The organism is Aequorivita vladivostokensis (assembly GCF_000952855.1).
In the GTDB taxonomy this organism is placed as follows: Bacteria; Bacteroidota; Bacteroidia; order Flavobacteriales; family Flavobacteriaceae; genus Aequorivita; species Aequorivita vladivostokensis.
The window spans coordinates 376,934-395,104 of sequence record NZ_JSVU01000003.1 but is presented as its reverse complement, the minus strand read 5'-3'; the positions used below and the strand labels follow the sequence as shown (position 1 = coordinate 395,104).

17 protein-coding genes and 1 tRNA gene are annotated in these 18,171 nt (G+C 41.9%); 10 read left to right on the top strand and 8 right to left on the bottom strand.

Annotated elements, in window-relative coordinates:
- Positions 1–15: 15 nt before the first annotated feature.
- Together MB09_RS06785 and MB09_RS06780 are read left to right on the top strand one after the other, a co-directional pair.
- Positions 16–984 carry a CPBP family intramembrane glutamic endopeptidase gene (locus MB09_RS06785; RefSeq protein ID WP_045080121.1) on the top strand — a complete coding sequence of 323 codons (969 nt, stop codon included), beginning with the start codon at positions 16–18 and terminating at the stop codon, positions 982–984.
- Positions 984–2,051 (top strand): AMP-binding protein, encoded by a 1,068-nt coding sequence (locus MB09_RS06780; RefSeq protein WP_052671310.1) that lies wholly within the window; start codon positions 984–986, stop codon positions 2,049–2,051. The genes MB09_RS06785 and MB09_RS06780 overlap by 1 nt, the downstream gene beginning before the upstream one ends.
- Positions 2,052–2,054: 3 nt before the next feature.
- Here the strand turns inward: MB09_RS06780 and MB09_RS06775 are convergent, their stop codons facing one another.
- Positions 2,055–2,552, bottom strand: coding sequence for a hypothetical protein (locus tag MB09_RS06775; protein WP_045080119.1), 498 nt, complete (start codon positions 2,550–2,552; stop codon positions 2,055–2,057).
- A gap of 13 nt (positions 2,553–2,565) precedes the next feature.
- On the bottom strand, positions 2,566–4,209 hold the full coding sequence (locus MB09_RS06770; RefSeq protein WP_045080118.1) for an acyl-CoA carboxylase subunit beta: 1,644 nt from the start codon (positions 4,207–4,209) through the stop codon (positions 2,566–2,568).
- 243 nt (positions 4,210–4,452) lie between these two features.
- On the opposite strand from MB09_RS06770, the gene MB09_RS06765 reads away from it, so the two are divergent.
- The 4 genes from MB09_RS06765 (at position 4,453) to MB09_RS06750 (ending at position 7,382) form a co-directional block, all read left to right on the top strand.
- Positions 4,453–4,635 (top strand): CAL67264 family membrane protein, encoded by a 183-nt coding sequence (locus MB09_RS06765; protein ID WP_045080117.1) that lies wholly within the window; start codon positions 4,453–4,455, stop codon positions 4,633–4,635.
- A gap of 79 nt (positions 4,636–4,714) precedes the next feature.
- Positions 4,715–5,191 carry a DinB family protein gene (locus MB09_RS06760; protein ID WP_045080116.1) on the top strand — a complete coding sequence of 159 codons (477 nt, stop codon included), beginning with the start codon at positions 4,715–4,717 and terminating at the stop codon, positions 5,189–5,191.
- Positions 5,192–5,243: 52 nt separating this feature from the next.
- Positions 5,244–6,935, top strand: a complete 1,692-nt coding sequence (ettA, locus tag MB09_RS06755; protein ID WP_045080115.1) for an energy-dependent translational throttle protein EttA — start codon at positions 5,244–5,246, stop codon at positions 6,933–6,935.
- A 3-nt stretch (positions 6,936–6,938) separates the two neighbouring features.
- Entirely contained in the window at positions 6,939–7,382 is a 444-nt protein-coding gene (locus MB09_RS06750; protein ID WP_045080114.1) for a hypothetical protein, read from the top strand.
- Between the two features lie 61 nt (positions 7,383–7,443).
- On the opposite strand, the gene MB09_RS06745 is transcribed toward MB09_RS06750, so the two are convergent.
- The 4 genes from MB09_RS06745 to MB09_RS06730 all read right to left on the bottom strand — a co-directional run bounded on the left by MB09_RS06745 (position 7,444) and on the right by MB09_RS06730 (position 12,961).
- Positions 7,444–9,996, bottom strand: a complete 2,553-nt coding sequence (locus MB09_RS06745; protein WP_045080113.1) for a T9SS type A sorting domain-containing protein — start codon at positions 9,994–9,996, stop codon at positions 7,444–7,446.
- A gap of 123 nt (positions 9,997–10,119) precedes the next feature.
- The gene (locus MB09_RS06740) at positions 10,120–11,124 is read right to left on the bottom strand and encodes a formimidoylglutamase (RefSeq protein ID WP_045080112.1); all 1,005 of its coding nucleotides are present in this window, start codon (positions 11,122–11,124) and stop codon (positions 10,120–10,122) included.
- Positions 11,124–12,359, bottom strand: a complete 1,236-nt coding sequence (gene hutI, locus MB09_RS06735) for an imidazolonepropionase (protein ID WP_045080111.1) — start codon at positions 12,357–12,359, stop codon at positions 11,124–11,126. The genes MB09_RS06740 and hutI overlap by 1 nt, the downstream gene beginning before the upstream one ends.
- Complete coding sequence (locus MB09_RS06730) at positions 12,356–12,961, bottom strand: hypothetical protein (RefSeq protein WP_045080110.1); 606 nt, start codon at positions 12,959–12,961, stop codon at positions 12,356–12,358. Before MB09_RS06730 ends, hutI begins: the two co-directional genes overlap by 4 nt.
- A gap of 96 nt (positions 12,962–13,057) precedes the next feature.
- Between MB09_RS06730 and MB09_RS06725 the strand changes: the two genes are divergently transcribed.
- The 3 genes from MB09_RS06725 (at position 13,058) to MB09_RS06715 (ending at position 15,181) form a co-directional block, all read left to right on the top strand.
- A complete protein-coding gene (locus MB09_RS06725) occupies positions 13,058–14,224 on the top strand; it encodes a trans-sulfuration enzyme family protein (RefSeq protein WP_045080109.1) in 1,167 nt (388 codons plus the stop codon).
- A gap of 76 nt (positions 14,225–14,300) precedes the next feature.
- The gene (bshB1, locus tag MB09_RS06720) at positions 14,301–15,017 is read left to right on the top strand and encodes a bacillithiol biosynthesis deacetylase BshB1 (protein WP_045080108.1); all 717 of its coding nucleotides are present in this window, start codon (positions 14,301–14,303) and stop codon (positions 15,015–15,017) included.
- A gap of 88 nt (positions 15,018–15,105) precedes the next feature.
- Positions 15,106–15,181: transfer RNA gene (locus tag MB09_RS06715), tRNA-His, on the top strand.
- Positions 15,182–15,247: 66 nt separating this feature from the next.
- On the opposite strand, the gene MB09_RS06710 is transcribed toward MB09_RS06715, so the two are convergent.
- Positions 15,248–16,252, bottom strand: coding sequence for a M28 family metallopeptidase (locus MB09_RS06710; protein WP_045080107.1), 1,005 nt, complete (start codon positions 16,250–16,252; stop codon positions 15,248–15,250).
- A gap of 17 nt (positions 16,253–16,269) precedes the next feature.
- Entirely contained in the window at positions 16,270–16,602 is a 333-nt protein-coding gene (locus tag MB09_RS06705) for a hypothetical protein (protein WP_045080106.1), read from the bottom strand.
- A gap of 140 nt (positions 16,603–16,742) precedes the next feature.
- Here MB09_RS06705 and MB09_RS06700 point away from each other — a divergent pair, with 140 nt between their 5' ends.
- The gene (locus MB09_RS06700; RefSeq protein ID WP_045080105.1) at positions 16,743–18,125 is read left to right on the top strand and encodes an MBL fold metallo-hydrolase; all 1,383 of its coding nucleotides are present in this window, start codon (positions 16,743–16,745) and stop codon (positions 18,123–18,125) included.
- Positions 18,126–18,171: the final 46 nt, after the last annotated feature.

The following is an 18,171-nucleotide window of genomic DNA, read 5'->3' as shown; positions in this document are numbered from 1 at the left end:
ACTTAATATTTCAAAATGTACATACAACAAGCCTTTAAATTTTTGCATGAATGGTGGCGTTATCTGGTAGGATTTATAATTATTTTTCTTGCTAGTCAAATTGGTACTATCCCGTTGTTTATTGCGGTAATGTATAAGAAGTTGTCCGGAGGGGAGAGTGTTTATTCTATAGACGAAAAAGAAATTCTTACAACCCTAAGCTCCAATCTCACGCTATTTTTGATGTTGCTAAGTTTTGCGATAGGTTTATTGGCGGTTTATTTTGTTGTGAAATTTTTACATAAACAGCCTTTTGTTACCCTAACAACTTCACGTAAAAAAACAGATTGGGGTCGTGTGTTTTTTGGGTTCGGAATTATAACAATCACAACGCTTGCTGTAACCGTTCTGGATTATTACAACAATCCTGATGATTATGTTTTGCAGTTTGATTTGGTTCCGTTTTTAATTCTTGCGGTAATTGCAATCATTATGATTCCGCTGCAGACCAGTTTTGAGGAATATCTTTTCCGTGGGTATTTGATGCAGGGAATCGGCGTTTTGGCAAAAAACAGATGGTTGCCGTTGATTATCACCTCCGTGGTTTTTGGAGGGCTCCATTTGGCCAATCCAGAGGTGGATAAATTGGGGAATGTTATAATGATTTATTACATCGGCACAGGTTTCTTTTTGGGAATTATGACGCTGATGGACGAAGGAATGGAGCTTGCATTGGGCTTTCACGCGGGAAACAATTTGATTACGGCCTTATTGGTCACCGCAGATTGGACCGTCTTTAAAACCAATTCCATTTTCAAGGATATTTCAGAACCCTCGGCAGGGTTTGATGTAGTTGCACCTGTGCTTATTCTGTATCCTATCTTTCTTCTGATAATGGCTTGGCGCTACAAATGGCGCGATTGGGGCGGTAAACTATTTGGAAAAGTAGAAGAGCCTATTGTTTTGACTAAAGAGAATAACCCGAATTCAACTTTTATTGAATAGTGAAACCGTTGCTCCATCCCCAATTCGGATTAAACGGCGAAGCATTTCCTTCTCCTGAAGCGTTAAAGGAACGTGCAAATTATTTAATTGAAAATGGAAAGGATGATGAGGTTGCGATTGGGAAATTTATTTTGGAATGGCTTGACAAAAATGATTTTATAACCGTAAAAACCTCCGGTTCCACAGGAACGCCGAAAACCATCACCCTTCAAAAAGAAAAGGTTTATAACAGTGCCGAAGCCACCGTGAAGTATTTCGATTTAAACGAGAATATCAAGGCCCTGCTCTGCCTTTCTTCGGAATATATTGCAGGGAAAATGATGCTGGTGCGGGCAATGACTGCGGGTTGGGATCTACACACTACTGCTCCCGAAAAAAATCCGCTTGAAAATATTGATGATGCTTTCGATTTTTCGGCAATGGTTCCCTATCAGGTTTTTCACTCGTTAAAAGATTTACACAAAGTGAAAAAGTTAATCGTTGGTGGAGGAGCAGTTCCGTTAGAATTGGAGCAACAATTACAAAAAGTAAATACTCGGGTATTCGCAACCTACGGAATGACCGAAACCATCAGCCATGTGGCGGTTCGCCCGATAACTGGAACGGAGAAATCAGCTATATTTTCTGCGCTTCCGAAGATAAATTTTTCTTTGAACGAGAACAATTGTCTGCAAATCCACGCCCCGGAAATTTCCGAAGAAACGGTTGTAACAAATGATGTGGTGGAATTGATTTCACCAACTTCCTTTAAGTTTTTGGGAAGAGCGGACAATGTAATAAACACCGGCGGGGTAAAAGTGCACCCCGAAGTTGTGGAGGAAAAGCTTTCGCTTCACATAAACCAACCCTTTTTTATCGCTTCGGAAAAGGACGATGCTTTGGGCGAGCGGGTTATTTTAATTATTGAGAGTGAAGAATATTTTCAATTAAAGGATTTTTCCAGAGCATTTAAATCGCTTTCTATATACGAAAAGCCTAAGCATATCTACTCAGCGACTCATTTTCTTTACACAGAAACAGGGAAAATAAAACGGGCTGAAGTTTTGAAGAAATTATCAATTAATTGATCTTTAAACTAAGGGTTTGTCAACTTTTTGAAATTCAGATTTTAAGAGTCCTTCCAATTTCAGTTCTCTCTCAACCTTATCTCGCGTTGGCCTTTGGGCTATTAGCCAAGCCAACAGGATAAGCGAAATAATTAAAAAATACTGATTGCCATCATTTATAAAGGCTACAATCCCTAATAGTGCAGGACCTTCCAAGAGTGCATACCTAATAATTGCTGCGGTCTGAAAACCATTTAGCTTTTCGAGCAAAGTGGTTTTTGAATCTAATTTCTTGATATTTTTCGCATAAAGAAAATTACCAGCGACTATTCCAGAAATCGCCATAATTGGAACTACAAAAAACATGACATCGCCGGAATAACTTAAGTTCAATTCCTGGACTTTCGTCTTCATATAAATCAAGAACCCAGATACAAAAACACCTGCGACCAAAGCAAGGTGAATTAAGTTATACGTTCTTAAGAATGTTTTGACCGTAATAGGATGGGTTTCGTTTTGCATATTAAACCGTAGTCTATACCTGTATTACCCCCAAATTAAAAGCCTTCTCAATAGGCGCATGGTTTGCTGCTTCAATGCCCATTGAAATCCACTTTCGGGTGTCCAATGGATCAATGACTGCATCGGTCCAGATTCGTGAAGCTGCATAATATGGCGAAATTTGTCGGTCGTAACGTGCTTTTATTTTGTTGTAAAGTTCTTTTTCCTCTTCTTCCGTAATTTCCTTGCCCTGTTTTTTAAGAGAAGCAGTTTCTATTTGAAGCAATACCTTAGCAGCACTGTTTCCGCTCATTACAGCAAGTTCGGCGCTTGGCCAAGCAACTATCAATCGCGGGTCGTAGGCTTTTCCGCACATGGCGTAGTTGCCCGCACCGTAACTATTGCCAATTACTATGGTAAATTTCGGCACAACGCTATTGCTAACCGCATTCACCATTTTGGCACCATCCTTTATAATTCCACCGTGCTCGCTTTTGCTGCCAACCATAAAGCCCGTTACATCCTGTAAAAACACGAGCGGGATTTTCTTTTGGTTACAATTGGCAATAAAACGCGTGGCCTTATCGGCACTGTCACTGTAAATTACGCCGCCAAACTGCATTTCGCTGGGCTTCGTCTTGGCTTTTGTGGTTTTTACCAAAGTACGTTGATTGGCAACAATGCCCACGGCCCAACCGTCAATGCGGGCATAGCCTGTTAAAATTGTTTGTCCGTAGCCTTCTTTGTATTCCTCAAAAGCGCTGTCGTCCACGAGGCGTTTTATAATTTCGCGCATATCGTATTGCTCGGCGCGGGATTTTGGTAGAATTCCGTAAATATCTTCCTGTTTTTCCCTTGGTTTTAATGCCTTTTCACGGTTGAATCCCGCTTTGTCAAAATCGCCGATTTTGGAAACTATGTTTTTTATCTTGTCAAGCGCATCTTTATCGTCTTTGGCTTTGTAATCGGTCACGCCGCTAACTTCGCAATGGGTTGTTGCACCGCCAAGCTCTTCGTTGTCGATACTTTCGCCAATGGCAGCTTTCACCAAATAACTTCCCGCAAGAAAGATGCTTCCTGTTTTATCAACAATCAATGCCTCATCGCTCATAATGGGAAGGTATGCGCCACCAGCAACACAACTGCCCATCACGGCTGCTATCTGCGTAATGCCCATACTGCTCATTACGGCATTGTTTCTAAAAATTCTTCCGAAGTGTTCCTTATCGGGAAAAATTTCATCCTGCATAGGAAGATAAACCCCCGCGCTATCGACCAAATAAATAATCGGCAAACGGTTTTCTATTGAAATTTCCTGCGCACGAAGATTCTTTTTCGCAGTTATAGGAAACCAAGCTCCAGCTTTTACTGTAGCATCATTTGCCACAACGATGCACTGTTTTCCTTTCACATAACCAATTTTTACAACCACTCCGCCACCTGGAGCGCCGCCGTGTTCTTCATACATACCATCGCCCGCAAAGGCACCGATTTCAATACTCGGTTTTTTTTCGTCGAGCAAATACGCAATCCGCTCTCTGGCAGTGAGCTTGCCCTGTGCGTGCTGTTTGTCAATCCGTTTTTGGCCTCCGCCGAGCTTCACTTTTGCCAGTTTATTCTTTAATTCTGAAACCAGAAGTTTATTGTGATCTTCGTTTTTGTTGAAGTTTAAATCCATTGAAAAAGTATGTTTGCGCTAAAATACAAAATGCCGGAAAGTTTCGGCTTTAAAGTTTGAAGTTTAAATTTCACGGATAAAAGTTTATTTATTTTTTCATAAAGGCATTCTGCACCCAGCACCCAGCACTCCTCAAAAAACTATGACATTTTGTTAACGAAAATCTGTTTTATATTACCGATATTTGTTTTTGCTCGTAAATTTGCAAACCGAAAAAGAAAAATCAACCAAACAGAATAGATTATGGGAATGAATAAAAATACGGTACTGGCTTGGGCCACTTTTATAATGATTGTAGTAGGTGTAGTGCTAATAGGCATGGGCGCTTTCCGGTATGACGATGTTGCCGGCTGGGGCTTTGCTTCGGTCGGGATTGGTTTCTTTGCCATTGCCTGGGTTTTTAATGCGCTGAAGGGACGAGTTTAGTTTTCAGTCTCAGTCTCAGTTGCAGTTTAATTAACCCAATAACCCAATAACTTTTATCCAATTCCAAATTGTAGAATGTATGTCTGATGAAAAACAAATCCGGGAACGGCTCGCAAAACACCTCGACAGTGGCGAGGCCTTTATGCCCGTAACGGAGATGTTGAAGAAAATTTCATTTGAAGACATCAATATGCGGCCGGGCAATTTGCCGTATTCACTCTATGAATTGTTCTATCACGTGGTTTTCACCCAAAAGGATATTGTGAAATTCACGTGTTCCGATGATTACACCGAGCCCAAATGGCCCGACTATTATTGGCCCAAGGAAAAAATCTGTAAGCAGCAAGCGGAATGGGAAACCCTAAAAGCCGAATACACCACAGACCGCGAACGATTGAAAAATTTTCTTTTGGATGAAGAAAATAAATTGACCCAGCCCGTGAAAAACGGCAAAAACGAACAGACCCTTTTGCGCGAAGTCATGCTGGTTATAGAACATACGGCGTATCACACCGGCCAAATGCTTGTGCTTTTGAGGCTTCTTAACCTTCATTAATAAAAATCTAACAAATCCCGAATTAACATTTAACGATTAACAATTAACTAAAATGAGCGACGATAAAAAAGTAATATTCTCAATGTCCGGGCTGACCAAAACCTATCAAAGCGCGCAGACTCCGGTTTTAAAAAATATATATTTAAGTTTCTTCTACGGTGCCAAGATTGGTATTCTCGGTCTAAACGGAAGTGGTAAATCTACGTTGTTGCGAATTATTGCGGGCGAAGAAAAAAACTATCAGGGCGATGTGGTTTTCGCGCCCGGCTATACCGTAGGCTATCTGGAACAGGAACCGAAACTGGACGAATCCAAAACCGTTTTGGAAGTTGTAAAGGAAGGCGTGCAGGAAGTAGTCGATATTCTTGACGAATACAATAAAATAAACGACATGTTCGGTCTGCCGGAAGTTTACGAAAATCCGGCAAAAATGGACGAACTGATGGAGAAACAAGCAAAGCTTCAAGATAAAATAGACGCCACAAACGCTTGGGAACTCGACACAAAACTTGAAATTGCGATGGATGCGCTACGCACACCGGAGCCCGATAAATTAATCAGCGTACTTTCGGGAGGGGAACGAAGAAGGGTTGCACTTTGCCGACTTCTCCTAAAGGAACCAGACGTTCTTTTGCTGGATGAACCTACTAACCACTTGGATGCCGAAAGCGTGCATTGGTTGGAGCATCACCTTGCGGAATACAAAGGAACTGTGATTGCCGTAACCCACGATAGATATTTCTTGGATAACGTTGCTGGCTGGATTTTGGAATTGGATAGGGGAGAAGGCATTCCGTGGAAAGGGAATTATTCCTCTTGGCTTGAGCAGAAATCGAAGCGTTTGGCACAAGAGCAAAAACAGGCCGGAAAACGCCAAAAAACCCTGGAGCGCGAGTTGGAATGGGTCCGTCAAGGTGCAAAAGGCCGCCAAACTAAACAAAAGGCGCGTTTACAGAATTACGACAAACTTTTAAGCCAAGACCAAAAGCAACTGGACGAAAAGCTGGAAATATACATCCCGAACGGCCCGCGTTTGGGAACCAACGTTATTGAGGCCAAGGGCGTCTCCAAAGCCTATGGCGATAAATTGCTGTATGAGGATTTGAATTTCAAACTTCCGCAAGCGGGAATCGTCGGGATTATTGGTCCAAACGGTGCCGGTAAAACAACCATTTTTAAAATGATTATGGGTGAGGAAACGCCGGACAAAGGTACTTTTGAAGTAGGCGAAACCGCTAAGATTGCTTATGTTGACCAGGCCCATTCAAACATAAACCCAGATAAAACCATTTGGGAAAATTTCAGCGATAGCCAAGAATTGATTATGATGGGTGGGAGACAAGTGAATTCCCGTGCATATTTGAGCCGTTTCAACTTTAGCGGAAGTGAGCAGAACAAAAAAGTTTCGATGCTTTCCGGTGGGGAACGCAACAGACTTCACCTTGCAATGACTTTAAAGGAAGAAGGCAACGTGCTTTTGCTTGATGAGCCCACGAACGATTTGGACGTAAACACGCTGCGTGCCTTGGAAGAAGGTTTGGAAAACTTTGCGGGTTGCGCCGTTGTAATCAGTCACGACCGTTGGTTTTTAGATAGAATTTGTACGCACATCCTTTCTTTTGAAGGTAACAGTCAAGTGTACTTTTTTGAAGGAGGTTTCAGCGAATACGAAGAAAACAAAAAGAAACGTTTGGGTGGCGATTTGATGCCGAAACGAATCAAATACAAAAAATTGATACGCTAAGCTATGTGGAAAAATATAATTTTGATCGCTTTGGTAATTGGTGTTTCTTCTTGCGGAAGTAAGAAAACAGCTATGAAATCTTCAAACGAATCCAAAGAAGTTGTTCTTGGAAAAAGTGAGGTTCTTTCGTACAAAAGTTTAGGAAATGGCGTTGCTACAATTTCCATACAACTTTATGAAAACAACACTTTTAAATTTAATTTCAAAAGTATTCCGCAGCCAGGAACGGACGAAAAACCTGTGAAAATTTCTGAAAAGGGAACGTACACTTCAGATGGTAGTTGGAGAACCTTAAATTTTAAAAACCCAAAGTTTTCGCTTGCAGCAATTTTTGATACGCAATATGCAACGGCTTCAGATTTTAAGGTGATTGATGAAGAAAATGTAAAAATAAATACTTCGAAAAAAGCAATCTCCATTTGGGGAGTTGTTTGTGAGAAGCAGTAAAACAACTTTAAGTATAAAAAAACCGATTCACTTTTGAATCGGTTTTTTTATGACTGAAAATTTACTTTTTTATAATGAGTTTCTTCGTCACAGATTGCTTCCCATTATTGACTTTCACCAAATAAATTCCAGCAGCAAGTCCGTCAGTTTTTACGGTGATATTTTTATTCGCACTAAAATTTCCTTTGAACAATTCTTTTATCCTTTTCCCTGAAATATCATAAAGCTGAACAGTTCCATTTGAAGAAAGATTTTGTGAAATTGTAAATTCCGAAGTAGCGGGATTTGGATAAATTTTAATTGAATTTGAAGCCAATTCATTTTCACCAATTTCTAAAATATCGCTCACATCATAACTGTGCATCGCCCTTCCGAAAGTTCCCGCAAATAGGGTTTTGGTAGGTTCGTGAAATTTTAAATCCATAACAACCGTCATTGGTAGGTTATTTCCTAAAATTGTCCAACTGCCACCATCGTCTTTGGAATACCAAACGTTTAAATCGGTTGCGACAAAGAGTATATTTTCCGCGGGATATACGATAATGTCGTTCACGGGAATGTTTGGAAGGTTTGAGGAAATATCAGTCCAATTCTGGCCGCCGTCCGTGGTTTTAAATACGCGCGGGGTGTAATCCAAGTATTTAAACCCTGAAACCGTTACATAGGCAATCATATCATCACTGGGCACCATCGCGATGGAAGTAATGTATTGGTCGGGCAGGCCGGCGCTTACGTCCATCCAGGTTGTTCCGCCGTCAAAGGTTACGTTTACGTTTCCGTCGTCGCTACCAGTATAAATCACATCGAGATTGTTATAGGAAGAAGCAATTGCCGTAAGCGTTCCGAAAGCCAAGGAACCGCTGGGATGCAGCCCATCGGTCAAATCAGGACTTATTACCGACCAGTTTGCCGCCTTGTTTGAAGTATATAATCTGTTGGTGCCATAATACAATATTTCGTGATTGAAAGGCGAAATTATCACGGGCGTATTCCAGTTGTTACGGTCGCTGCCGCTGATTCCGTTGGTTGCGTTGCTGAAGGTAGCTCCGCCATTAGTTGAACGACCGAGGTTCCCATATTGTGATTCCACATAAATATAATTATTGTCCACGGGATCCACATTTACGTGAAAACCGTCGCCTCCCCATATTGCGTTCCAATCGCTTGCCCCGCCGGTAATGGTTCTAATTGTGTTATTGTCCTGTGTTCCGCCGTAAAGTCGTTCGGGTTGGGTATTGTCAACTTCAATATTGTAAAACTGCGTAATCGGAAGGTTTAAGAATTTGGTCCAACTGCTTCCGCTGTTATTCGAAATATAAGCGCCGCCGTCATTTCCGGAGAGCATAAAATTGCTGTTCGTTCTCGAAAAATCCAGCGCGTGATGATCTACGTGCATTCCCGGCAATATTTGCCACGAGGCGCCATTGTTGGTAGATTTCGCAATATCAAAACCTACAATATACACTTCGGCTGAATTGCTTGGATTAACACGAACATTTCCAAAGTACCAACCAAAATTCGCATCGATATTACTCAAGACATTGGGAGGAGTTACCAGCGTCCAGTTGTCGCCGTTATCCGTAGATTTATATAGTCCGTTGAAAACATTTGTAATTTCATTTGTGGTGAAACGTGCGTACACCGTGGAAGGATCAGATTCTGAAACGGCAATCCCAATACGTCCGGTTTGGGCGTTTGGCGCGGGAAGGCCATTTGCGGCCCCCAATTCCGTCCAAGTGTTTCCTCCGTCCAGAGAACGATGGATGGCAGAGGTTACCCCGCCATAATCGCGCTCCCACGGTTTGCGGGTGCGCTCCCACATTGCGGCATAAATAATATTTGTATTCGCCACGTTCATCGCAACGTCTATCGCTGCGGTGGAATCGGTTACAAAAAGAACCTGCTCCCAACTTCCGCCGCCATTGGTGGTTCTGTAGATTCCCCGCTCATCATTTTTTCCGTATAATTGTCCCGTAGCGGCGGCAAAAACGCGGTCCGGATTCGTAGGGTCCACTACAATTCTGCCAATGTGGTTGCTTTCCGGCAGACCAATATTCGCCCAAGTGTCGCCTGCGTCCTCACTTCGGTAAATTCCATCGCCAAAATAGGCGCCATCGGTAGCGCTTCCATTGGCTTCGCCGGTTCCTGCATAGATAATTTGCGCGTTGGATGGTGCAATGGCAATATCGCCGATGGAAAGTCTGGCTTCTTCATCAAAAATAGGCGTCCAATTTGCACCGGCATCATAACTTCTGAAAATTCCCCCAGTGGCTGTCGCTACATATAAATGGTCATCGTTATCGGGCGAAATCGCCACATCGGTAACGCGGCCGCCGGTGTTTAACGGGCCTACAAACGTCCATTCCCCAGCTTGTTCGGGAGACCTATTGGCAAGAATTTGTTTTGATTGAAGAACAGCTTCTTTATAAGCTTGCTTGTTTATATAGTTATTTGGATACGCGCGCTGGTTGTACATCCATTCGGCGGGGTATTCCATTTTGCCGGTTTCTTTTTCTTCGGAAATTTCTTCGGAAGCGTTTTTACAACTCGAAAAAAGAAGTAGGGAAAACAAAGCGAGTACAGTTGAGCGGAAGGGCAGTTTGTAGTTTTTCATCAAATAGGAGTTTAGGACTTAAAGTTTTAATGGAAAAATAATGTAAAGGACTGATTGTAAATATCGTAATTATTTTTAGGGATACAATTCGAAATGAAAACTTTACGGCTAAAATTTTAAACTCTATTTCGCCAAAGTATCGCTCACCAAATAGGCAATCGCTTTGCCTACTTGATTTAAAAAAATCCCTGCACCGGGAGCGCCTTCGCAAATATGCAGATAACGCGCATTTTTGTTTTTTGAAAAGTGGGAAACGAATTTTCGGGCCTCCGTCAAAGTAAATCCGCTGGGCGTCATGGCACTGCTGCCCATCATTTCAACGGAATCCAAATCCAGTTCGATTCCGAAGTTTTCATTGCAGCAGAAATTTTCTGCGTCTTTCAATGCTTCTGAAAACGATAATTTATTATTGATGGAAATATCTTCATATAGATTGAATTTTACTCTATGGGAATTCTTTTCCATTGAATTGAAAACAGTTTCCGAAGTATAATTTCTGTGAAGTCCAAAAATGAAGTATTTATCCAAAAAACCATCCTCAAAAGCATACGAAAACCCGTTGCCACTGTGGCGATGTTCCAAAGTTCGAAAATCTGTATGCGCATCAAAGTTGATGCAATTGAGAGCTTTTTCTAAACCTTCCGAAGTGCCTTTCAAATTTCCAAAACTGTTGTTGTGGCCGCCACCAATGATGATAGGAAACTTGCCAGCCGTAACAATTGCTTTTACAACTTCCGCAACTTTATGGTCTATTTGGGTAACGAGTTCGCCTAATTCTTCAGCATAATGAATTTCTTCTTTTGAAATACTATCAGCCTGCTTCATTTGGGTGTCGCAGTCAATTTCACCCAAAAGAATCACGTTTTCAGCGTGGATAAAATGATTGTGCTGCATATTTAAAAGGCTTCCCAAAGCGGCTTCCCATGCTTTGGATGTACCGGGATTTCCAAAATTAGCGCGAACGCCAATGTCTTCGGGAATTCCTAAAAGCACGTATTTTGCGGGATGGTTTTTTAGGTCTTCAAGCTTTTCAACAAAGGCTACTTTTTCGCCAAATTTGGTTTCCCTAGCCCGCTTTTTTATAGTTGAAGCTACATTTTTTTCAGAATAAATTTTCAAAAATCCCATTACACTTCTTTACCATTAATAATTACGGAATCAATCAGATTACTGCCGAAGGCGTATGGTAAATAACCATACGATGGAACTGGTTTTGTGATAATGAGATTTGCCATTTTTCCTTTGGTAATACTGCCGTGGGTTTTACTAAGGCCCATGGCGTAAGCGCCATTTATTGTTGCGGCGTTTATAGCTTCTTCGGGCGTCAATCGCATTTTTATACAGGCAGTTGCTACCACAAAATTCATATTTCCACTGGGTGTGGAACCGGGATTATAGTCTGTTGCAAGTGCCAATGGCAAGCCTGCATCAATCATTTTTCGTCCGGGGGCGTAGGGAATACTCAAAAAATAGGAGCAGGAGGGAAGCGCCACCGGCATAGTATCGCTATCTTTTAAATCCTCAATGTCCTTCTCTGTCATCACCTCCAAATGGTCCACGCTCAGGGCGTTGTGTTTAACAGCTGCCGCAATGCCTCCGATACTGTTGAATTGATTTACGTGAACTTTAGGGATAAGATTGTGCTTTTTTCCTTCGGAAAGTATCCGTTCCATATCGGCAACCGAAAAATAACCTTCCTCACAGAAAATATCTACATATTCGGCGAGCTTTTCTTCGGCAACTTTCGGCAGCATTTCGTTGCAGAGCAAATCCAAATAACCGTCTTTGTTGCCTTTGTATTCCGTGGGAATTGCGTGTGCGCCCAAAAAGGTTGTTTTAATGGTAACTGGATATTCTTCCTCTAGTTTTTTAGCCACGCGAAGCATTTTCATTTCCGCTTCGGTTGTAAGTCCGTACCCGCTTTTAATTTCGATGGCGCCAGTGCCGAGGCGCATCACTTCTTCAAGTCGCGCCGCAGATTGATGGTACAAATCTTCTTCCGAGGTTTTTTGCAGTTTTTTTGCGCTGTTCACGATTCCACCGCCTTTTTCAGCGATTTCTTGGTAGGTTAAACCGTTAATCCTATCTACAAATTCCTGTTCCCGATTTCCAGCATAAACAAGGTGGCTGTGGCTGTCGCACCAGGCTGGCATCACTATTTTTCCGCTGCAATCCAAAGTTTTAAATCCTTGGTGTGGCCCCATTTTATCCATAGTTCCGTAATCTTCTATCACGCCGTGGTTTATAAAAACCCAAGCGTTTTTGAGGGTTGGGAGTTCCTTCATTTCTTTTCCGCTTAACTTTTCAGGACAGTTTTCGCGCACTTGGAGCAATTCTTTTATGTGGGTGAGCAGTAGTTTCATGGACGTATATTTATTTCTGAAATTAAAGTGTTGCCAAAGTATATCTCCCCACTGGTCAATCCATTTGGAACTACAAAAAATACATCGAGTACATTTTTGTCAATGGTGTTTGGACGGAAATAGATGGTGTGGGTTATCGGTTTTCTATTGGTTCCAAAATTAAGATCTATGGGGCAATCCTTAAAACCCGTCACCGAAAAATCATTAAAAGTATTCGGAACGGAAGGATCATACTTTGCAAAAATTGGTTTCTCGGTATTATTTGTAGTCAACATTTGAAAACCTTTTGACCGGAAAAACGTGGCAAAATAAACTTCTGAAACACTGAAGCGAGCTTTATATTCGTGGCTCACAAGGGAAAGCTTGTTTGGATCAAAAAGTGTTTCCTCTCCATTTTCTGACCTTACTTTAAGGCGAATTTGTACTCTTTTGTTATCCTTTCCCGAGTTTATTAGATAGGTACCGCCAAATTGAACCGAAAGCACGCCGATTTTTCGCGCTTTTACCATTTTTATGCTAAGGTCGGTTCCGGGTATGGCAACTTGACCATTTGCGGAGAAACCGAGCGTAAAGACAAGAAGCAAAACAAAAATTTTATTCATTGCATAAATATAGAAAAAAACAATGGCACGGCTTCATTATTACAAACGGTCTAAAATATAATTTATACCTTAGTCATCGAAAAAATAAAAATCATCATGAAATCCGAAAAATTAGGCCTCAACACCATCTGCACCCACATTGGCGAGGTGAAGGACGAGCAATTCAAGGGCGCAGTTTCGCCGTTATTTATGTCCAGCAGCTATGCGTATGAAGATGTGGAGGTCAAGCGGTATCCGCGCTATTTCAACACTCCAAACCAGGAAGCGCTTTGCAGGAAAATAGCAAGGCTCGAAAAGTGTGAGGCGGGGCTAATCTTCGGAAGTGGAATGGCCGCCGTGAGTACTGCAATGCTGGCTTTTTTGCACAAAGGCGACCACGTTGTTTTACCGCAAACTCTGTATGGGGGCACTTATAATTTTGTGGTAGAGGAATTCCATAAATTCGGAATAGAATATTCCTTTGCCGAAGGTTTTTCGGAAGCGGATTTTTCTGAAAAGATTCAAAAGAACACCAAAGTGCTTTTTGTGGAAACCCCTTCCAATCCACTGATGCGAATTACCGATTTGGAAATGATTTCAAAATTGGCAAAACAACACGGCCTGATTACGATGATTGACAATACGTTTGCTTCGCCGGTAAACCAAACCCCGGCCGATTTCGGCATAGATATTATGATTCACAGCGCCACGAAATATATGGGCGGACACAGTGATATTTTGGCAGGAGCGGTTGCGGCAAGTGAAGAACACATAAAAATAATCTGGAACCTCGCAAAAAACCTTGGAGGAAGCTTGAGTGATTATACGGTTTGGCTTTTGGAACGCAGTATGAAAACCATGGTACTCCGCGTTAGGGCCCAAAACAAAAACGCCAAAAAAATGGCGAAGTGGCTCGACGGCCACCCCTTGGTTGAAAAAGTGTATTATCCCGGATTGAAAACCCATCCAGACCACGCAATTGCAAAAAAACAGATGGGCGGTTACACGGGAATGCTGTCTTTTGAAATAAGTGAATCTTTGAATGTGGATGACTTTTTAAAAGAATTGAAAATGATTAAACCGTCCATGAGTTTGGCGGGAGTGGAATCTACCATTCTTTCACCTGCAAAAACTTCGCACGCTTTGCTTTCCGCTGAAGAAAGGAAACGCCAAAACATTAGCGATGGCTTGCTGCGTTTTTCTGTGGGTATTGAGGAACCGGAAGATATAATTGCCGATTTGGAAGGCGCTTTCGAAAAGGTTTCAAAGAAAAATTTAGTTTAAATTTAAAAGATAGTCGCCCTCGCAGACAGCTTTTTGAACTTATAAACCCATAAACATATAAACTTTAAACTTTTTTATGAAGATTGATATACTCGCCATTGGCGCACACCCCGATGATGTAGAATTGGGTTGTGCTGCCACTTTGGCAAAAGAAATTAGCAACGGAAAAACGGTAGGAATTTTAGACCTTACCCGCGGCGAACTTGGTACCCGTGGCACAGCTAAAATCCGCGACAAGGAAGCTGCCGACGCGGCAAAAATTTTGGGAGTTAAGTTTCGGCACAACCTTGAATTTTCCGATGGTTTTTTGGTAAACAATGCTGCCTCGCAGCTTGAAATCATTAAAATAATCAGAAAATATCAGCCCGAGGTAGTGCTTTGCAATGCCACTGACGATAGGCACATTGACCACGGTAAGGCGAGTAAACTTGCCAGCGATGCTTGTTTTTTAAGTGGTTTGCAAAAAATTGAAACTATTTATGAAAGCAACCATCAAAAAGCTTGGCGGCCAAAGCACGTTTATCATTACATTCAATGGAAAAACATTGAGCCGGATTTTGTTGTAGATGTAACGGGTTTTTTGGAGAAAAAATTGGAAACGGTTTTTGCCTATAAAAGTCAATTTCACCGAAAAGAAGCCGATGAGCCAGAAACGCCAATCTCCTCAACCAATTTTAGGGATAGTATAACATACAGAGCACAGGATTTGGGAAGATTGATAGGCACCGAATTCGGAGAAGGTTTTACTGTTGAACGATATCCTGCGGTAAATTCAATTTTCGATTTAATTTAATTTTCTTCAAAAAGAGTATTGCGCAACCGTTATAATTGATTTATATTTGCGCCTGCTTAGCAAAGTTGTGTTTTAATGCACAATAAATGGTGGTTGTAGCTCAGCTGGTTAGAGCGCCTGATTGTGGTTCAGGAGGTCGCCGGTTCGAACCCGGTCTTCCACCCGAAAATAAAAATCCTCCCTTTTTTTGGGAGGATTTTTTCGTTTATCGATTGTTGTAATTTCCTTCTTTAATCAATTATAATTCTGTTTTCGCGGTTGGCGACTTCCCAAGCAGTCAAAAATATGAGCTTCGCGCGCTCGGCCATCAAATCATACTCTATCTTATCGGGCGTGTCCGTTATTTTGTGGTAATCTTCGTGTACGCCATTGAAGTAAAAAATAATGGGAACGTTGTTTTTCGCAAAGTTATAATGGTCACTTCGGTAATAAAAGCGGTTCGGGTCGTCGGGGTCGTCATATTTGTAATCCAGCTCCAATTGGGTGTATTTCTCATTCACTTCCGCGGAAATGTCCTGCAGTTCCTGACTTATTTTATTGCTTCCTATTAAATAGATGTAATTTGGATTCTCCTTTTTTTCGGAGTCAATCCTGCCTATCATATCTATATTGAGGTTGCACACGGTGTTTTCCAACGGGAACAGCGGATTTTCGGTATAATAACGCGAGCCATAAAGGCCGATTTCTTCTCCCGTAACGTGAAGAAACAAAATGGAGCGCTTGGGGCCCTTGCCATCTTTTACGGCTTTTTGAAAGGCTTGGGCTATTTCCATAATAGCAACGGTGCCGCTGCCATCGTCGTCGGCTCCATTAAATACATTTCCTTCATTGTCCATGCCCACATGGTCCAAATGTGCAGAAATCACTATTATTTCTTCAGGTTTTTCTGAGCCTTTTATAAAAGCGATTACATTTTCAGAAGACCGTGGCTCTCTTTTTCCTGCGAAATAGCTTTCAGGAACTTCCTGAAAATAATCAGTAGTTCCCGGAGCAGCGGGGATGCCTTCTTTTTTGTAAAAATCGCGAATGTATTCAGCCGCCTTTTTTTGGCCTTTGGTACCGGTCATCCGGCCTTCCATTTCATCACTGGCATAGATATACAGGTGTTTTTTTAAATCCTGCGCGGTAATGGAATTGGCATATTCAACATTTTTTTCTTTGGGATTGATTGTTTTCTGAGCGGAATTGCAAGAAAAGGACAATGCCGAAAAAATAGCAATAAATAGAATTTTCATATGGTAATAATGGAAGATTATTCAAAGGAGGTTAGTTCGTAATCAGAAGCGTTTGAACCACTTTCTCCTGTTTTTTTATAGTTGAAGGTATGGGTTTTTATTACCTCATTGCCTTCCCGGTCTTGCGACTTTATGGTTACTTTAACCAGATAGGTTACGCCCAGCGTACCCGATTCGGTTTTTTTTTCTGTTACTTCAATATTTTCATCGCTGAACTTTGTGCCCTCGGGCAACTGTAATTTTTCAATGGCATCTTTTTTTGCCAATTCGCGAACTACATCTTCTTGTTTGTTTTCCGTAGCGCAGGAAAGGACAAACAGCGAAACCATAACCAAGATTATTTTTTTCATATTATACACTATTAAGTTGACGGGTAAAGATAAAATAAGTTCTAAGCCATAATGCAAAATTTATGTGAAAAATGATACTTTGGATATTTTCATCTATAATTTGGAAAATACTATCCTTATATTTGTGAAAAAAGGAAAAAATGAAGGTTGAACAAATTTATACAGGTTGCCTATCGCAAGGCGCTTACTACATTGAAAGTGCCGGTGAGGCCGCTATTATAGACCCTTTGCGAGAAACCAAGCCTTACTTGGAACGTGCCGCAAGAGATAATGCAAAAATCAAATACATATTTGAGACCCACTTTCATGCAGATTTTGTGAGTGGACACTTATCGCTTTCCCAGCAAACCGGTGCGCCTATCGTCTATGGCCCCCATGCCAATCCTGCCTTCGATGCAATTTTGGCCAAGGACGAGGAGGTTTACAAATTGGGAAAGGTAACCATTACCGCCCTCCACACGCCTGGGCACACTATGGAAAGCACCACGTATTTGCTGAAGGATGAAAACGGAAAGGATTACGCTATTTTTAGTGGCGACACGCTTTTTCTGGGAGATGTGGGCCGTCCGGACCTTGCCCAAAAAGGAAATGAAATAACACAGGAAGACCTTGCGGGTATTCTGTTTGATAGTCTTCGCAATAAAATCATGCCTTTGGCGGATGACGTAATTGTATATCCGGCACACGGCGCCGGTTCTGCCTGCGGAAAGAATATGATGAAGGAAACCGTGGACACTTTGGGCAATCAAAAGAAAATGAACTATGCCCTACGTGCCGATATGACGCGAGAGGAATTTATAAAGGAAGTTACCGATGGCTTGGCCCCGCCACCGTTGTATTTTCCCATGAACGTAAAAATGAACCGAGAAGGCTATACCGCTTTTGATGACGTAATTGCTCAGGGAACAACGCCTCTTGACCCTGAGGCTTTTGAAAGAATGGCCAATGAGACCAGCGCTGTGGTTCTGGATGTTCGCAATCAGATTGATTTTATTGATGGCCACATTCCACGCTCCATTTTTATTGGACTGGACGGAGGTTTTGCACCTTGGGTGGGAGCGTTGCTCGCAGATGTGGAACAAAAAATATTGTTGGTAGTACCTCAGGGAAGGGAAGAGGAGGCTGTAACCAGATTGTCAAGAGTAGGTTTTGACAGGACGCTGGGTTATTTGCAGGGAGGCATAGACGCCTGGAAAGAAGCTGGTAAGGAAATAGATACCTTAGACTCTGTTGATGCGGAAACATTCAAGAAAAAGTTGGAAAACAATATTCCGGTATTTGACGTCCGCAATGACGGGGAGTACGCCAATGGTCGCATTTCTTGCGCGGCCCACGCGCCATTGGGGTTTTTAAATGAATATGTAAGTGCATTTCCCGATAACGGTAAGTGCTATCTCTATTGTGCGGGCGGCTATCGCTCCGTAATTGCCGCTTCCATCTTAAAAAGTAGGGGCATTCACAATGTAGTGAACGTAGCCGGCGGCTTTGCGGCTATTAAAAACGCTGGTATTCCCGTTTCATAGATTTTTTAAAATATTGATTATTAGGAAGCTCTCAACCATAAGTTGG

What these genes read in the sequence shown, in the direction of transcription:
- MB09_RS06785 (WP_045080121.1), top strand. Translation starts at nt 16, where the DNA reads ATGTACATACAACAAGCCTTTAAATTTTTGCATGAATGGTGGCGTTAT.
- MB09_RS06775 (WP_045080119.1), bottom strand. Translation starts at nt 2,552, where the DNA reads ATGCAAAACGAAACCCATCCTATTACGGTCAAAACATTCTTAAGAACG.
- MB09_RS06770 (WP_045080118.1), bottom strand. Translation starts at nt 4,209, where the DNA reads ATGGATTTAAACTTCAACAAAAACGAAGATCACAATAAACTTCTGGTT.
- MB09_RS06765 (WP_045080117.1), top strand. Translation starts at nt 4,453, where the DNA reads ATGGGAATGAATAAAAATACGGTACTGGCTTGGGCCACTTTTATAATG.
- MB09_RS06760 (WP_045080116.1), top strand. Translation starts at nt 4,715, where the DNA reads ATGTCTGATGAAAAACAAATCCGGGAACGGCTCGCAAAACACCTCGAC.
- ettA (WP_045080115.1), top strand. Translation starts at nt 5,244, where the DNA reads ATGAGCGACGATAAAAAAGTAATATTCTCAATGTCCGGGCTGACCAAA.
- MB09_RS06750 (WP_045080114.1), top strand. Translation starts at nt 6,939, where the DNA reads ATGTGGAAAAATATAATTTTGATCGCTTTGGTAATTGGTGTTTCTTCT.
- MB09_RS06745 (WP_045080113.1), bottom strand. Translation starts at nt 9,996, where the DNA reads ATGAAAAACTACAAACTGCCCTTCCGCTCAACTGTACTCGCTTTGTTT.
- MB09_RS06740 (WP_045080112.1), bottom strand. Translation starts at nt 11,124, where the DNA reads ATGGGATTTTTGAAAATTTATTCTGAAAAAAATGTAGCTTCAACTATA.
- hutI (WP_045080111.1), bottom strand. Translation starts at nt 12,359, where the DNA reads ATGAAACTACTGCTCACCCACATAAAAGAATTGCTCCAAGTGCGCGAA.
- MB09_RS06730 (WP_045080110.1), bottom strand. Translation starts at nt 12,961, where the DNA reads ATGAATAAAATTTTTGTTTTGCTTCTTGTCTTTACGCTCGGTTTCTCC.
- MB09_RS06725 (WP_045080109.1), top strand. Translation starts at nt 13,058, where the DNA reads ATGAAATCCGAAAAATTAGGCCTCAACACCATCTGCACCCACATTGGC.
- bshB1 (WP_045080108.1), top strand. Translation starts at nt 14,301, where the DNA reads ATGAAGATTGATATACTCGCCATTGGCGCACACCCCGATGATGTAGAA.
- MB09_RS06710 (WP_045080107.1), bottom strand. Translation starts at nt 16,252, where the DNA reads ATGAAAATTCTATTTATTGCTATTTTTTCGGCATTGTCCTTTTCTTGC.
- MB09_RS06705 (WP_045080106.1), bottom strand. Translation starts at nt 16,602, where the DNA reads ATGAAAAAAATAATCTTGGTTATGGTTTCGCTGTTTGTCCTTTCCTGC.
- MB09_RS06700 (WP_045080105.1), top strand. Translation starts at nt 16,743, where the DNA reads ATGAAGGTTGAACAAATTTATACAGGTTGCCTATCGCAAGGCGCTTAC.